Origin of the sequence: Photobacterium lucens (assembly GCF_009873615.1) — a bacterium.
Lineage (GTDB): Bacteria > Pseudomonadota > Gammaproteobacteria > Enterobacterales > Vibrionaceae > Photobacterium > Photobacterium lucens.
On the sequence record NZ_SSMG01000001.1, the window covers coordinates 70,717 to 86,452 of the forward strand.

Here is a 15,736-nt window from a genome sequence, read left to right on the forward strand (position 1 = left end):
TATGTATCAGGACTTTTTCGGGATCACTGAAGCGCCTTTTTCGATCGTCCCTAGTGCGCGTTTTCTCTACCTCAGTGAACGACATCGAGAAGCATTGACGCATATGCTGTCAGGATTAACCGATGGTGGTGGTTTCGGCTTGCTAACCGGTGAAGTTGGAACGGGAAAAACCACGGTATTACGTGCAATGATTTCTCGTTTACCACACCAAACACAGGTAGCCGTGATTTTAAATCCTGCGCTTTCAGCTCACGATTTACTAGCCGCTATTTGTGATGAATTGGGACTCAGTTATGAGTCTGATGCGAGTTTTAAGCAGCTTACCGATATTATTTATCGTCACTTGATGGCAAACCATGCGGAAGGGCGTCAGACCTTACTATTGGTGGATGAAGCTCAGCATTTAATGCCTGATGTGTTAGAGCAATTACGCTTGTTGACTAATTTAGAAACGGATAGCCGTAAGCTACTTAAGGTGGTGTTAATTGGTCAGCCTGAGTTACAACAGTTATTACAACAAGAGCGTTTACGTCAGCTTGCTCAACGCATTACTTCACGCTATCACTTATTACCGCTGACTGAAGCGGAAGTCAGTGAATATATTCACTACCGCTTAACCGCTGTTGATTGTTTATACCCGGTATTTGATGCAAGCAGCATTAAATATATCGCGAAACAAACTCAAGGTATTCCTCGCTTGATTAACCTTGTGTGTGATAAATCGATGCAGCTAGCTTGCCAAGCAGGCACCCATCAAGTGAGTAAGCCGATGGCAGTGCAAGCGTGTGAAGATATTCTAAGTTGGCAAGTGCCAGCCATGTCGTCTTCATCGCGTTCTGGAAGCTCTCAACGTCACCCATCATCGTGGTTACCATGGAGTATTGCTGTAGCTGTTTGCTCTACTTTTGCGGTAGGGGCATGGCATTATTGGCCGTTGCCTGCAGCACCTCAGGCAACACCAATCAAGCCGAATCAGTCATTGTATGCAGCGGCAGATTTATCAGCTGTAGAGGCTCCAGCATCGTTAGCATCAACGCCAGAGATGAATACCAAAGCAACCACGCTTTCTCGCTTAGCAAAAGCCATTGATGGTAGCCGAAAAGAGCGTATAGCGATGCAAAACTTATATCGGTTATGGGGCTTTGATACTGCATTAAATCAAGCAACCTGCGCGACAAGCTCACGTATTAGCCTCGCTTGTTTTGATGGTAAAACGACACTTGCCAAATTAGGGTTAATTAATCGCCCTGTGGTGGTGACATTGGAAGATGGTGCTAAGAAACCGTTTTATGCAGTGGTGTATGCGATCACAGATGATCGTATCGAGCTTTTATTGGGTAAGGAACGTATTTCCGTTTCACCAAAATGGTTTGAAGCCCGTTGGGATGGCAAATTTAGCCTGTTGTGGCGTCCGCCGTTAGGGGATAAAACCACTATTCGTTTTGGTCAAAATGGTCCTCGAGTGGCATGGCTTGATCAACAATTGAATGATTTCCTTGGTGAGGATAAGCCTCGTAAAGGCTATTTTGATCAATCCGTATTAGATAAATTGCGTCGTTTCCAACGCTCTCAAGATTTAACGGCAGATGGTATTGCAGGACCAATGACACTGATGGTATTAGATTCTGCGATGAATTTACCTGGACCGACGTTACAGCCGGAGCAAAGTTAATGTCTCAATTGTTAGATAGCTTAAAGCAATCAGATACGAAAAATAGCGATCAAATGGATGCTAAAGTATCACAAGGAGCCGCAAAAGTGGTGCATCCGATGCGTAGTGTTAAAGCACATAAAACATCAACATCGTGGTTATTACCGTTAGTGATTGCGTTATTGCCTGCCGCTTCGATTGTGGCTTATAAATACTATCATCAGTCGCAGTCGTTACATGAACAACAAGCGCCATTAGCGTCAGGAGAAGTGCATGCTGCACCTGTTATATCGACGCAAGAGCAACAAATGTTAAAAGCACCTGCGGCTAAGAAAAAAGCGGTGGTAACCTCTTCAGATCAAGATGTATTGTTTTTGGACTTTCCTTCTTTAGTCACAGAGCCACTTCCAGTGGGGGATAGTTTGTATTCGGCAGAGCCTGCGTATCAAGAATATAAGGTGACAGAGCCTGTTCAGTCATATTCTGCCAATGAACCAAGCTATGAACAACCTGATGTGAGTCAGCCTACACCTAAGAAAGCGGAGCATTATCAAGATCCTTACAAGCTTGATAATTTAGATTTATCAGGATTATCACCGGAGCTTGCTGCGCAGTTGAAGTCTGCCATTGTGGCAACCGATGGTGAAAACTATCAAGACAACGAGTTAGATCGTAGTGTTGATGAGGAAGCTGCGAAACCTGTTGCTGCTAAGCCTAAAAGCAAGGTGATACCGATTGGTTTATTGCCAACATCGGTTCAAAACCAATTACCGAAAATGAACTTTGAGCAGCATATTTACTCTTCAAAACCAGCAAATCGTTGGGTAAAAGTAAATGGTAAAGAGTTGCATGAAGGTGATGAGATTGTACCGGGCGTGAAACTAGCACGGATTGAAGCTCGTGATGTGATCTTGAAATACGATGGTTATGAAATCAGTATGCCAGCACTTTCAGAGTGGTAACGACAAGCAGATAATAAAAAAGGCAGCTGCGGCTGCCTTTTTTGATCAAACGTTATAGATCTGAGTCTATTAGGATTATGCCCAGCCGTTATTACGCTTGCGACGACGTGGGATAATGTGTGGAAGCACAAGACCAAATAGAAGACCTGCACCAGCCACTAAACCACCGTAAGTGAACCACTTCATTAGTAGATCATCTTTTTGGGTATCGATTTTAGCGCGTAGTTCACGAATTTCATCTTGAGATGATGATAACTCGCTTTGTAGTTTGTTATTACGCGTTTCTAGATCGTTAATTTGACTGTTACGTTGCGCTAAGGTGTTTTTTAGACCTGCATTTTGCGTATCGCTTGATGTTAGCGCTTCTGCTAATTTTGCTTTTACTTCCGTTAATTCGGTCTGCAGTGCTGGCACGCGCTCTTTAAGGCCCATTTCATTAGAAACAAACTTTGAATCAACCCAACCACTACGACCACGATCATCGGTGATTTGAGTAAAGCCAGCTGCTTTATTTGAGCTAAGTAGGGTAACTTTAGTACCAGCATCAACGCTACCGATAATACGGTACTGTGTGCCGGGACCTGAATGCATGTAGGTGAATAGGTTGTCTGAGATATAACGAACCTGCTCTGCATTTGCTACTGGCGCAACAGCAGCACAAATAAGTAAACAAAGACTAATGAGGTACTTCACAATCTGATCCTTGGGGAGTCTTAATTTTGTTAAGGTCGTTGATAGTAAGAATTTTGGAAGGAAGGTGCAAGAAAAGAGGGAGGCTAAGCCTCCCTCTTTTGAACCTGTGCCACTATTTAACCAAATACGGCTTGCATAATGTAGAAGAAAATGACAGCAAGTAGCGCACCTGCTGGCAGGGTAACAACCCATGATGCAACGATGTTACGAACAACACCTAGATTTAGTGCAGCGATACCACGAGCAAAACCAACACCTAAAACCGCACCTACTAGTGTTTGTGTGGTTGAGATAGGTAAGCCTGTACCTGATGCTAAAACAACCGTTGATGCAGTTGCTAACTGAGCAGCGAAACCACGGCTTGGTGTTAACTCTGTAATACCTGTACCTACGGTAGCCATTACTTTATGACCAAGCGTTGCTAGACCGATAACAATACCGATACCGCCAAGTGGAAGGATCCACCATGCAATTTCACTTTGTGCTGCGATTTGACCTGAATGTTCGATTGTAGAAACAATCGCAGATAGAGGACCAATCGCATTGGCAACGTCATTTGAACCATGAGCAAATGCCATTGCACACGCTGTTACAACCATCAATACGCTAAATACGCTTTCTACGCCAGCATAACCGTTGCTATCAACAGAAGAGCCGTCATCAGTATATTTACGTTGAATGTAGAAGTAACCAGCAATCATCACGATAAGTGATACTACAAGTGATGCTACCCATGCCTCACCATTTGTTAGATGCAAACCTACGTGCTTTAGACCTTTCTTGATTGTTACCAGTGCAATGACCATCGCAGTGATAAACATGTACATAGGAACAAAGCGCTTTGCATTTATAAGCGGTGTATCAGTGTCAAAAATTAACTTTTGTGCACTGATAAAGATGAGGTAAGCAAAAATACCTGCGATAAGAGGTGTAATTAACCAGCTACCAACAATACCTTGGATTGAGTGCCAATCCACTGCATTGGTACCAACAGACACACACGCGAAACCGATGATAGCACCGATAATTGAGTGAGTTGTTGATACTGGCCAGCCCATATAAGAAGCGAGAAGTAGCCATGTACCAGCAGCAAGAAGTGCTGACATCATGCCGTAAACGAGTGTTTCAGGATGGCCTGCATACAGTGAGGTTTCGATAACACCCTTACGGATAGTATCGGTGACTTCACCACCTGCAAGGTAAGCGCCTGCAAATTCAAAAATCATCGCAATGATGATCGCTTGTTTTACTGTTAACGCTTTTGAACCAACTGAAGTACCCATGGCATTAGCAACGTCGTTCGCACCAATACCAATCGCCATCAAAAGACCAAAAATAGCTGCCACTCCAATAATCAGAGTGCCGTAGTTAGCCAGGATTTCCATTGTAAAACCTTGTTTTTGTTAATTCTCGTTATTAAGAACGCGAAAGCATAATTTCTAAACGTGAGCCAACACGCTGTGCTTGATCAGCAATAGCGCCTACCCACTCGAGAATCTTGTACAGGAACATGACATCCACCGGGCTGTGTTGGTCTTCGATGGACATAAGTTGTTGGCGCAATGCAATCTGCATAGAATCAGTATCATCTTCGATAACATCTAGCTGATTGATCATTTCGGCAACAAGCGTCACTTCTCTGCCTTTGAAACCAGTCTCTAATAACTCATCTAATTCGTTGATCACACGACGAGCTTGATCAGCCGCGTCTAAACAACGTTGAACATAAGCAACAAAGTCTGGGTACATGACTGCAGGGATTTTTAGCTTACGACCTAAGACACGACCTGCGATATCTTTAGAGAGGTTTGCTAGTTTATCCTGCTGGGTTAACAGTCCAAGCATGTCAGTACGATCTACTGGCATGAAAAGACCACGAGGAAGCTTTAGACGGATCTCACGCTTAAGCACATCCGCATCTTTTTCAAGTTGCGAGATCTGTTCGCGTAAAACGGCCGCCTTTTCCCAGTCTCCAGCATTACATGCTTCGAAGAACGGGATAAGCAAGTCACAACATTCATTTACGCGAGTAACATGACGTTGTAGCGGTTTGATTGGGGATTTTGCAAAGAGCCCCATAATTGTATTTACTGGCATAGCCGATCAACCTAGAGAGCGCCCTAATAAAGGCTAAATCTTGAGCGATGGTCATTGAAGCGCGCATGTTAACGTATATGTGAGTATAGTGGAACTAATTTTGATCAAGGTTTTATCGATATTTCTGACTTGCCCTTAAGCGCATAAGCAAATATCCTTGGATTGCCACTGTTTATAGGTATAACTATGGAAACCGAGATAGAACTGAAGTTTATCGTCTCACCGGAATTTTCAAGCCAGTTATTAAGCAAAATAACGGAAGCGAAAATTCTGCAGCAGAGTAGTCGAGAATTAGGTAATACTTACTTCGATACGCCAGACCAAATATTGCGTCAAAATGATATTGGCCTTCGGGTTCGTCGTTTTGATGATGTTTCTGTGCAAACATTAAAAACTGCAGGTAGGGTTGTTGCCGGTTTACACCAGCGCCCTGAATATAATGTAGAAATTGATGGTGATGCACCTACTTTGTCATTGCATCCTGCTGATGCATGGCCAGACCATTTTGATGTTGCAGCGGTTCAGCAACAGATCAAACCGTTATTCTCTACCGATTTCACACGCCAACAATGGTTGGTTGCTATGCCTGATGGTAGCCAAATTGAATTGGCCTTCGATCATGGTGAAGTACATGCTAATGGTAAATCATCACCGATTTGCGAAGTGGAATTAGAATTAAAATCGGGTCAAACCGATGCCTTATTTACCCTTGCACGTGAACTTTGTGCTAACGGTGGTATGCGATTAGGTAATCTAAGCAAAGCGGCCCGTGGCTACCGCCTAGCAGCAGATTATCAAGGCGATCCCGTTAAGCCATTAGAGAATGTTGCAACGACAGAGCAAGATACGGTTGAATCAACGTTTATTAAAACGTTAGAACACGCGCTAGAGCATTGGTTATACCATGAGCAAATTTATACTGAGCGCCAAGATCAACAAGCGTTGGTACAAATTTCCCAATCGCTAAGTCTGCTTCGTCAAACCTTTGCAACCTTCGGCGGTATTATCCCTCGTCGAGCGAGTGCGTTATTACGTCAAGAGCTACAGTGGTTAGAAGGTGAACTGTCATGGCTTGAAGAAGCGAACAGTATTGCTGAGCTAACGGAAGATAAGTCTTATGTACTGCGTAAGCTTAATGCTCGAAAAGCACTTCAGACTCAACTAGAAGCCCGTTATGAGCAATTGCCAGATGGCGAAGACATGTTGCGTCTGATGAACTCTGCTCGTTACTGTGGGTTATTACTTGATTTAAGTCGTTGGATTTTAAGTCGAGGTTGGCAACCATTCCTTGATGATAAAGCGCGCGCTAAGTTATTAGGTGAAGTAAAGCCTTTTGCGGATAACGTATTATCTCGCTCTTGGAGTGAGCTACTCGAAGTTTTTCCAGCAGAGCGTCAATTGACACGTTCTGATTATATTGATCAGAAATCTCGTCTCCAGCGTAATCTGATGTGCGGTTTATCTTTTGCGGAGCTTTATGAACCTGAATTGCGTAAAGTTTTCCGTATGCCTTGGTTTGATTTATTACAAGGTATTGAAGATTTATCGGCACTTGAGCCTATTCGACAACTGCTAACTTCATTTGAAGGTGAAGATTTATTGCAGATTGAAAAATGGCTACAACGTCAGAATGAATCTCTGATCCATGCAATGGATCAAACGCGAAAGATGAGTATTGAATTAGCGCCATATTGGCCTTAATCAAACTTGCTTTTAAAAGCCTAACTAGGACTGCTTAGTTGGGCTTTTTTGTCTCTGTTGGCTCTTGTTTTCTATCTGTGATAGCTGATCTAACTTGGTCTCTAGGCGCTCTAGCCGAGCAAGTAGCACTTGTTGGTTAGCGAGCATTTCACGCCATTCCTTTCGATGTTCTTTTTCTTGCTGTGCTTTCTCATGTTGAGGATCAGAAATGACGGAGCAGATCAAGCCGGCCACCATACCAAATAAACCTACCCCACAAATAATGATCCCTATCGCGATGATCCGACCAAGTGTTGTAACTGGATAATAATCACCATAGCCAACCGTCGAGATGGTAACAAAGACCCACCATAACGCATCGCCTGCGGTGTGAATATTGGCATTCTCCACCTGACCTTCAACAAATAAGATAGAGGTTGCGCCGATAGTAATGAGTACCGTCAGTAGTAAGAAAATGGATGCTAATGTTGTTTCGCGGCGGTTATTGAGCATTTGGAAGTAAATCTGCTTACTCGATCGGAGTAAACGGAAAACGCGCAGCACTTGAAGTATGCGCATAAAACGCAAAGGCTCGATGGCTGGAATGCTCGCAATGAAGTCTGGCCAATGCTGCTTTAGATAGGCTGACTTTGAGGAACTTCTTGATAAATCAAAGAGTAATTGGCACCAAAAGATCAGGCAGATGAAAGTATCAATGGCTAAGAATATATGAAAAGTCGGTTCATTTTTATTTAGAAAAAGCGTGGCAGTTACTAAGGCTAGTGATGCTATAGAAAGCACGACAGCCATCAAGCTCATGGGATGTAGCTCATGTTTTTCGTCATCTATTACTTTCATCATTAAGGTCTTTATTGCCTTTGCCGATATAGTGCTATTGAACAAACAATAACAAATTTATTCACATTTTATTGTGTTTTCTCTTTCACATTTTGGCTAGGTATGAGGAAGTGCAATCCGGAGGTAGTACATGGCAATTATGACAGTAACACCATGGGAAAAAGGATTAACCAATATTCGGCTAGTACCCAAACTTATCTTATTGATGGTGTTTAGTACTGTCTTGTTGATTGGTAAGCAGTTATGGGATGCACAAACGTTTTATTCTGCAGTATTACAGGTTCAACAAGATAGAGCGAAAGAGCTTGCTATCTCTCATGCCCACCAATTAAAAGCGATGCTGCAAGCAGGGGTAAACCATGATGCGCTAGCTTCCTCATCTTTGACAACCGCACAAGATGCTTATGTTTATGTGCTAGAAACCAAAACGGGCAAGGTATTTGGTCACCCACAAGCGACAAAACTAACGCAATTAAATGCTGAAACAGAGAGCAATCAGCCGCTATCAACGTTATTGAACAATTTAACCTCGTCTTCTCCAATTACGTTGTCAAAAGGGCGCTTTGAGTATGCTGAAGTTTTACCTCAGTTAGGTTTGCTTGTTGTGGGGTCACAATCCAGTGATGTTGCGAAAGCTTATTATCATCAATACTTATGGCAAATTGCATGGCAAACCGGGGTGATGATCATTGCCTTTATGGTGCTATTACTTGGCGGGTCGCGTGTGATGTTGCGTCAAATAGACTATTTAAAGCAAAGTATTCAAAAGCTGGCTCAACGTAATTTAGTAGAGCCTATCATTATGGATTGTAATGATGAGTTCGGTGATTTAGCCCGTGAGTTAGAAAAAACGCGGCTGCAATTACAAGAAGTATTATTGGCTCAACGCGCAGCGGCAAGTGAGCTATCAAGCTTATCGGATATCATGTCTATCAGCATGGTGGAAACCAAATCATCGGCTCAGGAAGAGTTTGCTGAAATAGATCAATTAGCTTCTGCCATGTCTGAAATGACATCAACCGTACAAACTGTCGCAGAGCATGCTCGCCAAGCCTCTGATGCTACGGTTGGTACCTCAGAGCAAGCGACACAAGGACAAGAATTTGTACGTAAAACTATGGGTACAATAGATCAGCTTTCTAATGATATTCGTCAATCGGCAGATGCGGTGAATCAAGTCGAAGAGCGAGTAGAGAAGATTGGTTCAGTGATTGTGACAATCCAAAGTATTTCAGAGCAAACCAACCTACTTGCGTTAAATGCAGCTATTGAAGCAGCACGTGCGGGCGATGCTGGGCGTGGTTTTGCTGTAGTTGCTGATGAAGTACGTAATTTGGCACAGCGAACACAAACCGCAACGGTTGAAATTCAAGATATGATCAGCCAGCTACAGCAAAGTGCGCAACAAGCGGTTGGTTTGATGGAGCAAAGTGTAGAAGAGGCTGCTGAAGGGGTTGATTTAGTTACCAGTGCTGGCGATGAGCTTGAAAAAATCGTGGCGCAAGTGCAACTTATTAACGATATGAATTTCCACATTGCATCAGCGGCAGAGCAACAAACCGCGGTTGCTGATGAAATGAACCAGAATCTAACTAATGTGCGAGAGTTGGTGGAAGCCTCGGTTGTTGTGGTCACGGAGCTGGCAGAAACATCTGATACCATGCATCAACATGCCAATGATTTAGAACATAAAATCAAGGCATTTCAAGTGTAGTAAACCGCTGTTAAGTTACTCAATGTTATATAACTTATAAAATTATTACGCCCATCATTTGATGGGCGTTTTTCTATGCTAAGGTAGATCAAATTCTGTCAGGTTACTTGTTCAAGGAAAGCACATGACTGTCGAAACGCCCGCTCTTTTTCCGACTATTTCTTCTTTTTCTGCTGTGACGGATGCAGCTGATCTTGCTATAGAAAAACTAGCTGAACACCATCCTGACGTATTGGCTCAATGGCAAGGTGAAGATCGCGAGGAATTACGTTCAATCCTTGGGTTGAGTGACTTTATTTCAGCGTCGCTCATCAAGGATCCTGAGTGGTTTAGTTGGATACTAACTCATCGTCACGAATGCGAGCCTGTTTGCTATCGCCAATTGTTAGTTGAGCAATTAGCTAAGATCACAGATGAAGCCGGATTGATGCGTGTTTTAAGACAGTTTCGTCGTCGTCAAATGTGTTTAATTGCTTGGCATGACTTTGCTAACACTGTGCCTTTAGAGCAGAGTTTAGAAGCGTTATCGCAGTTAGCAGAAGCCTTGATCATGGAAGCTTACCATTGGCTATATCGTCAATGTTGTGCTGATTGGGGGACGCCGACGAATGCGCAAGGTGAAGCGCAGCCTATGCTAGTGCTTGGCATGGGAAAACTAGGCGGTGGCGAGCTTAACTTTTCTTCTGATATCGATTTGATTTTTACCTATCCAGAGAATGGTGAAACCCAAGGCGGGCGCCGATCGTTAGCTAATGCACAATTTTTTACTCGATTGGGTCAGAAACTGATTAAAGCGCTCGATCAGCAAACCTTTGATGGTTTCTGTTACCGCGTTGATATGCGTTTACGTCCGTTTGGTGATAGTGGCCCTTTAGTGATGAGTTATGCTGCACTGGAAGATTACTACCAAGAGCAGGGACGTGACTGGGAACGCTATGCGATGATCAAAGCAAGGGTGATGGGGCGTGAGAGCTTTACTCAGTACCAAGAATTGCGTCAGATGCTGCGTCCCTTTGTGTTCCGTCGCTATATCGACTTTAGTGCAGTGCAAGCTTTGCGTCGAATGAAAGCGATGATCAGTAGTGAAGTTAGACGTCGTGGACTTAGTAATAACATTAAACTGGGGGCGGGCGGCATTCGTGAAGTGGAGTTTATTGCTCAGTCGTTCCAGTTGATCCGTGGTGGACGTGAACCTAGCTTGCGTGGACGAGGTCTGCTACTGACGCTTACGGCTATTCGAGAGCTTGAATTATTGCCACAGCAAGAAGTGACAGCATTGGAGCAAGGTTACTGTTTCTTACGTCGTTTAGAGAACTTGCTACAAGCGATTGATGATAAACAAACACAGACGTTGCCAGAGAAAGTGCTTGATCAAGAACGCTTAGCTTGTGCGATGGGGTATCAAGATTGGGCTGCATTACTTGATGCAGTTGATCACCATATGCGTGAAATTCATCAAGTATTCGAGCTGATCATTGGTGCAGATGAGCAAGATGAACAAGTCGAAGTAGATGCGCAATACCATGAATTATGGGCAATGGTACTTAATTATGAAGTATCAGTGGCTATTTTATCTGAGCTAAATACAGCAGCATCCGTTGAATTAGCCGAGCATTTAATTGGTTTTAAGGCGGAATTGTCGAAGCGTACGTTAGGCCCTCGTGGACGTGAAGTCATGGCACGCTTGATGCCGGAAGTGTTATCGCAAGTGGTTACTCGTGATGATGCGATGCAGTTATTGCCACGTTTAACCAAATTGATCATTCGTATTGCTACTCGTACTACGTATTTAGAGTTATTAGTTGAACACCCTGCGGCGTTAAAACAGCTGATCCGTTTGTGCGCAGCAAGCCCTATGGTTGCTGATCAATTAGCGCAATATCCATTGCTGTTAGATGAATTACTCGATCCGCAGCATTTGTATAAGCCAACCGAGCTGACTTGTTATAAAGATGAGTTACGTGAGTACCTCGCTCGTATCCCTGAAGAGGATATGGAGCAGCAGATGGAAGCGATCCGTCAGTTCAAACAAATCCAGTTATTACGCATTGCAGCCGCTGATATTGCTGGTGTATTGCCAATAATGAAAGTGAGTGATCACTTAACTTATTTGGCTGAGGCGATTATTGCTGCGGTTGTCAATCAAGCTTGGTTACAAATGGCTGAAAAATATGGTGAGCCGAGTCATTTAGTTGATCGTGATGGCAAAGGATTTGGCGTTGTTGGTTACGGTAAAGTTGGCGGTTGGGAGTTAGGTTATGGTTCTGATTTGGATCTGGTGTTTATGCATGATTGCCCTGATAACATTTATACCAATGGTCGTAAGGAAATCGATGGACGTCAATTTTATTTACGCTTAGCCCAACGCATTATTCACTTGTTCTCTACTCGCACCGCATCAGGCGTGTTGTATGAGGTTGATATGCGATTACGTCCATCTGGTGCATCGGGCTTACTTGTCAGCACTGTGAGTGCGTTTGCTGATTATCAGCAGCAAGAAGCATGGACATGGGAGCACCAAGCGTTAGTACGTGCGCGGATGGTTTATGGTGATATGCCATTAAAGCAAGCGTTTGAAGCGGTGCGTTTACAGGTGTTATCAGCATCTCGTCAATCAGAGAAACTGGCGACAGCGGTTGCTGAGATGCGAGTCAAGATGCGCGAGCACTTAGGCAAGAAAAAAACAGGGATGTTTGGTTTAAAACAAGACAAAGGCGGAATTACAGATATTGAGTTTATCGCACAGTATTTAGTGCTGGCTCATGCTGCGGATAAGCCAGAGGTGACTCGTTGGTCAGACAATATTCGTATCTTCTCATCCATGGCGCAGTGTGAGTTGTTGTCAGCGGAAGATGCCAAACTATTGCAACAGGCATATTGTGAGATGCGAGATGAAATTCATAAGCTGAATCTATTAGGGCTAGATGCTTATGTACCTGAAACACAATTTGCTGATTTACGTCAAAACGTCAGTGATATTTGGCAAAAGCTCTTAATCTCATCCAATAGTGATGATAATTAACGGAATAACATAGTCCTGATGCATCTTAATTTTGGTTTATGCTAGTATTTGAGCGTTTTCACATTCCCGGAGAAAAAAATGAAACTGACCCTTCCTGATTATAACCAAGCAGGTGTGTTGATTGTTGGTGATGTCATGTTAGATCGTTACTGGACAGGACCAACAGGTCGTATTTCGCCAGAAGCACCTGTACCTGTTGTAAAGGTTGATCAGATAGAAGAACGCCCGGGCGGTGCAGCTAACGTTGCAATGAACATTGCAGCCTTGGGTGGTCACGCTAAATTGGTAGGTTTAACCGGTATTGATGAGCCAGCAAAAGCGTTAACGGAAAAACTGTCATCACTGAATGTTTTTTGTGATTTTGTGTCGCTTCCAGAATACCCAACCATTACTAAGCTACGTGTGATGAGTCGTGGTCAGCAGTTGATCCGTTTAGACTTTGAAGAAGGTTTCCATAACGTTGATCCTGCGCCAATGTTAGCGCGTATGAAGCAGTCACTGGCAGATGTGAAAGCAGTGATTTTATCTGATTATGCAAAAGGCGCGTTAGAGCATGTACAAAGTATGATCCAATTAGCCCGTGAAGCTAACGTACCTGTTTTAATCGATCCGAAAGGTTCTGATTTTGAACGTTACCGTGGTGCCACCTTATTAACTCCAAATTTATCTGAATTTGAAGCGGTGGTGGGTAAAGTAACATCAGATGAAGATTTAGTTGAGAAAGGTCTAGGTCTGATTGATAAATTTGATTTTGATGCGCTGTTAGTGACTCGCTCTGAGCACGGTATGACGTTATTACAAAAAGGCCAAGAGCCACTACACATGCCAACGCAGGCACAAGAAGTGTATGACGTAACAGGTGCGGGTGATACGGTAATTTCTGTGCTCGCCGCTTCTCTAGCTGCAGGTAAATCGTTATCTGATTGTTGTAAGTTAGCGAATGCAGCAGCTGGTGTTGTAGTGGGTAAACTAGGTACATCTACACTATCTACGATTGAGCTAACCAATGCGATCCATGGTAGTCAAGACAGCGGCTATGGTGTGATTTCTGAGCCTCAGTTAATTCAAGCGGTAAAAGCGGCACGTGCTCGTGGTGAAACAGTGGTCATGACGAACGGTTGTTTTGATATTTTGCATGCTGGGCATGTAGCATATTTAACTGAAGCGGCGAAATTAGGCGATCGTTTAATTGTCGCTGTGAACTCTGATAGTTCGGTGAAAGAGTTAAAAGGTCCTGGTCGTCCAGTAAACCCAGAAGATCGTCGTATGGCTGTGTTAGCAGGTCTTGGTGCGGTTGATTGGGTAGTACCATTTACCGAGCAAACCCCACAACGTTTGATCAGTGAAGTGCTACCAAGCATTCTTGTTAAAGGTGGTGATTATAAGCCTGAAGACATTGCTGGTGGTAAAGAAGTGATTGCTGCTGGTGGTCAAGTACTGGTGCTGAACTTTGAAGATGGTTGCTCAACCACTAAAATTATTGAAGCGATCCGTGGTGGACGTGGTTAATACGTTGATCATGATTGCTTAGTAGCAAAACCGCAGATAATAAAAAAGCGCCGAGAGGCGCTTTTTTGTTTTTGGTGTCGGTTAAACAAAGTATTAGTTTTGTACTAAGCCTTTGTTGATATCAACGATATCTTGCTCACTTAGTGTACCTACTGCTTGTTTTAGCTGTAGTTGAGCAAGAATGTAATCATAACGTGCATTCGCTAATTGGCTATTTGCTTGGTATAGACGACGAGTTGAGTCTAATACGTCAACAATGGTACGTGTACCTACATCGAAACCGGCTTCTGTTGCTTCTAATGCAGATTTTGCAGAAATCACAGACTGTTGGTAAGCGTGAATAGCACCAATTTGTGCATTGATGTTGTTGTAGTAGTTACGTACATCTTTTACCACTGTACGGTATTCACCTTCCAGTGATTCACTGGCTGCAACATAGCCATATTGTGCCTGTTTAACTTTTGATGTGGTGTTACCGCCACTGTAAACAGGTAGCTCCATCTTAATACCGGCAGTTAGTGCGCCTTCATCCGGCATGCCTGGTGCTTTAGTGGTATCGTTGTAGCTGTAGCCAGTCGTGAACGATAATGTTGGTAAGTGACCTGAGTCTGCTAGTGAAATGTTTTCACGCGCAATATCTTGACCAATGCGAGAAGCTAATAGGGTTAGGTTCTCTGTTTGTGCTGTTTTCACTAAAGAATCTGCAGATTGTGGTAATTTACTTGCTGCAAATGTCTTGGTGTTCAAAGTGTCAATTGATGTGTAATCTTGACCTGTGATTTCACGTAGTGCTTCGTAGCTATTCGCTACTTCATTTTGTTTGATGATTACATTAGCCAATACGCTATCGTATTGTGCTTGTGCATCATGAACGTCAGTAATAGCAGATAGACCCACTTCAAAGCGTTGTTTTACTTGCTCTAATTGACGACCTACCGCTGCTTTTTCAGCTTCAACGAATTTTAAGTCATCTTTTGCTTTTAGCACATTAAAGTAAGCTTCTGAAACGCGAAGGATCAAACCTTGTTGTTGTACTGCATAAACAGCATCACTTTGGCGTGCTTGCTTTTCTGAAATATCTAAGCCAACCCAACTAGCACGGTTATATAGTGATTGAGTTAGGCCAATACCTGCATTGAAACCATTTTTGCTGTTATTTTTTGCATCTAAATGGAAAGTATCGTAACCCGCAGTTAAATTAATTTGTGGTAGTAGCGCACTGCGAGAAGAGTTAATTGCTTCAAACGCCGCATCTTTATCTGCCGCAGCTTTAAGCAGTTGTGGATCATTTTGTTTCGCTTGCTGATAAATCTGTGCGAGATCCTCGGCTAGCGCTGATTGACTGAGTGAGCCAAATGCAAGGCTAATAACGATTGGAAGCAATTTTTTCATGGATGCCTTTCCTGGTCTTGCTGACAAAAATGGAAGCTAAATATAAAAGTACAAGGTGTAGTTTACCTTAACGAGCCTTGCTTGAAACTGATCATTGCAAATATTTACGTAAATAAAACGGTTTATTTTTCATTTATGCTGCTTGTGAATTATACAAT

11 protein-coding genes are annotated in these 15,736 nt (G+C 43.2%); 6 read left to right on the plus strand and 5 right to left on the minus strand.

Going from position 1 to position 15,736, the window contains the following annotated elements:
- The first annotated feature begins 1 nt into the window (after position 1).
- Both E5A76_RS00315 and E5A76_RS00320 read left to right on the plus strand, forming a co-directional pair.
- Positions 2–1,672 carry an ExeA family protein gene (locus tag E5A76_RS00315; RefSeq protein ID WP_187695512.1) on the plus strand — a complete coding sequence of 557 codons (1,671 nt, stop codon included), beginning with the start codon at positions 2–4 and terminating at the stop codon, positions 1,670–1,672.
- Positions 1,672–2,613: a general secretion pathway protein GspB gene (locus E5A76_RS00320; RefSeq protein ID WP_161117773.1), complete on the plus strand. Its 942-nt coding sequence runs from the start codon at positions 1,672–1,674 to the stop codon at positions 2,611–2,613. The genes E5A76_RS00315 and E5A76_RS00320 overlap by 1 nt, the downstream gene beginning before the upstream one ends.
- Positions 2,614–2,688: 75 nt before the next feature.
- Here the strand turns inward: E5A76_RS00320 and E5A76_RS00325 are convergent, their stop codons facing one another.
- From E5A76_RS00325 to E5A76_RS00335, 3 genes are all read right to left on the minus strand, one after another.
- Positions 2,689–3,306, minus strand: coding sequence for a TIGR04211 family SH3 domain-containing protein (locus E5A76_RS00325; protein ID WP_008989794.1), 618 nt, complete (start codon positions 3,304–3,306; stop codon positions 2,689–2,691).
- A 116-nt stretch (positions 3,307–3,422) separates the two neighbouring features.
- Positions 3,423–4,691 (minus strand): inorganic phosphate transporter, encoded by a 1,269-nt coding sequence (locus E5A76_RS00330; RefSeq protein WP_053987213.1) that lies wholly within the window; start codon positions 4,689–4,691, stop codon positions 3,423–3,425.
- 31 nt (positions 4,692–4,722) lie between these two features.
- Positions 4,723–5,403, minus strand: coding sequence for a TIGR00153 family protein (locus tag E5A76_RS00335; protein WP_053987212.1), 681 nt, complete (start codon positions 5,401–5,403; stop codon positions 4,723–4,725).
- A 186-nt stretch (positions 5,404–5,589) separates the two neighbouring features.
- On the opposite strand from E5A76_RS00335, the gene E5A76_RS00340 reads away from it, so the two are divergent.
- Positions 5,590–7,104 carry a CYTH and CHAD domain-containing protein gene (locus tag E5A76_RS00340; protein ID WP_053987211.1) on the plus strand — a complete coding sequence of 505 codons (1,515 nt, stop codon included), beginning with the start codon at positions 5,590–5,592 and terminating at the stop codon, positions 7,102–7,104.
- Between the two features lie 24 nt (positions 7,105–7,128).
- Here the strand turns inward: E5A76_RS00340 and E5A76_RS00345 are convergent, their stop codons facing one another.
- Positions 7,129–7,941: an ion transporter gene (locus tag E5A76_RS00345; RefSeq protein WP_161117780.1), complete on the minus strand. Its 813-nt coding sequence runs from the start codon at positions 7,939–7,941 to the stop codon at positions 7,129–7,131.
- Between the two features lie 130 nt (positions 7,942–8,071).
- Here E5A76_RS00345 and E5A76_RS00350 point away from each other — a divergent pair, with 130 nt between their 5' ends.
- The 3 genes from E5A76_RS00350 (at position 8,072) to hldE (ending at position 14,186) form a co-directional block, all read left to right on the plus strand.
- Positions 8,072–9,655 carry a methyl-accepting chemotaxis protein gene (locus E5A76_RS00350; RefSeq protein ID WP_053987210.1) on the plus strand — a complete coding sequence of 528 codons (1,584 nt, stop codon included), beginning with the start codon at positions 8,072–8,074 and terminating at the stop codon, positions 9,653–9,655.
- A 124-nt stretch (positions 9,656–9,779) separates the two neighbouring features.
- Complete coding sequence (gene glnE / locus E5A76_RS00355) at positions 9,780–12,677, plus strand: bifunctional [glutamate--ammonia ligase]-adenylyl-L-tyrosine phosphorylase/[glutamate--ammonia-ligase] adenylyltransferase (protein ID WP_161117774.1); 2,898 nt, start codon at positions 9,780–9,782, stop codon at positions 12,675–12,677.
- A 78-nt stretch (positions 12,678–12,755) separates the two neighbouring features.
- Complete coding sequence (gene hldE, locus E5A76_RS00360) at positions 12,756–14,186, plus strand: bifunctional D-glycero-beta-D-manno-heptose-7-phosphate kinase/D-glycero-beta-D-manno-heptose 1-phosphate adenylyltransferase HldE (protein WP_161117775.1); 1,431 nt, start codon at positions 12,756–12,758, stop codon at positions 14,184–14,186.
- A 93-nt stretch (positions 14,187–14,279) separates the two neighbouring features.
- Here the strand turns inward: hldE and tolC are convergent, their stop codons facing one another.
- Complete coding sequence (tolC, locus tag E5A76_RS00365; protein ID WP_053987207.1) at positions 14,280–15,578, minus strand: outer membrane channel protein TolC; 1,299 nt, start codon at positions 15,576–15,578, stop codon at positions 14,280–14,282.
- Positions 15,579–15,736 lie beyond the last annotated feature (158 nt).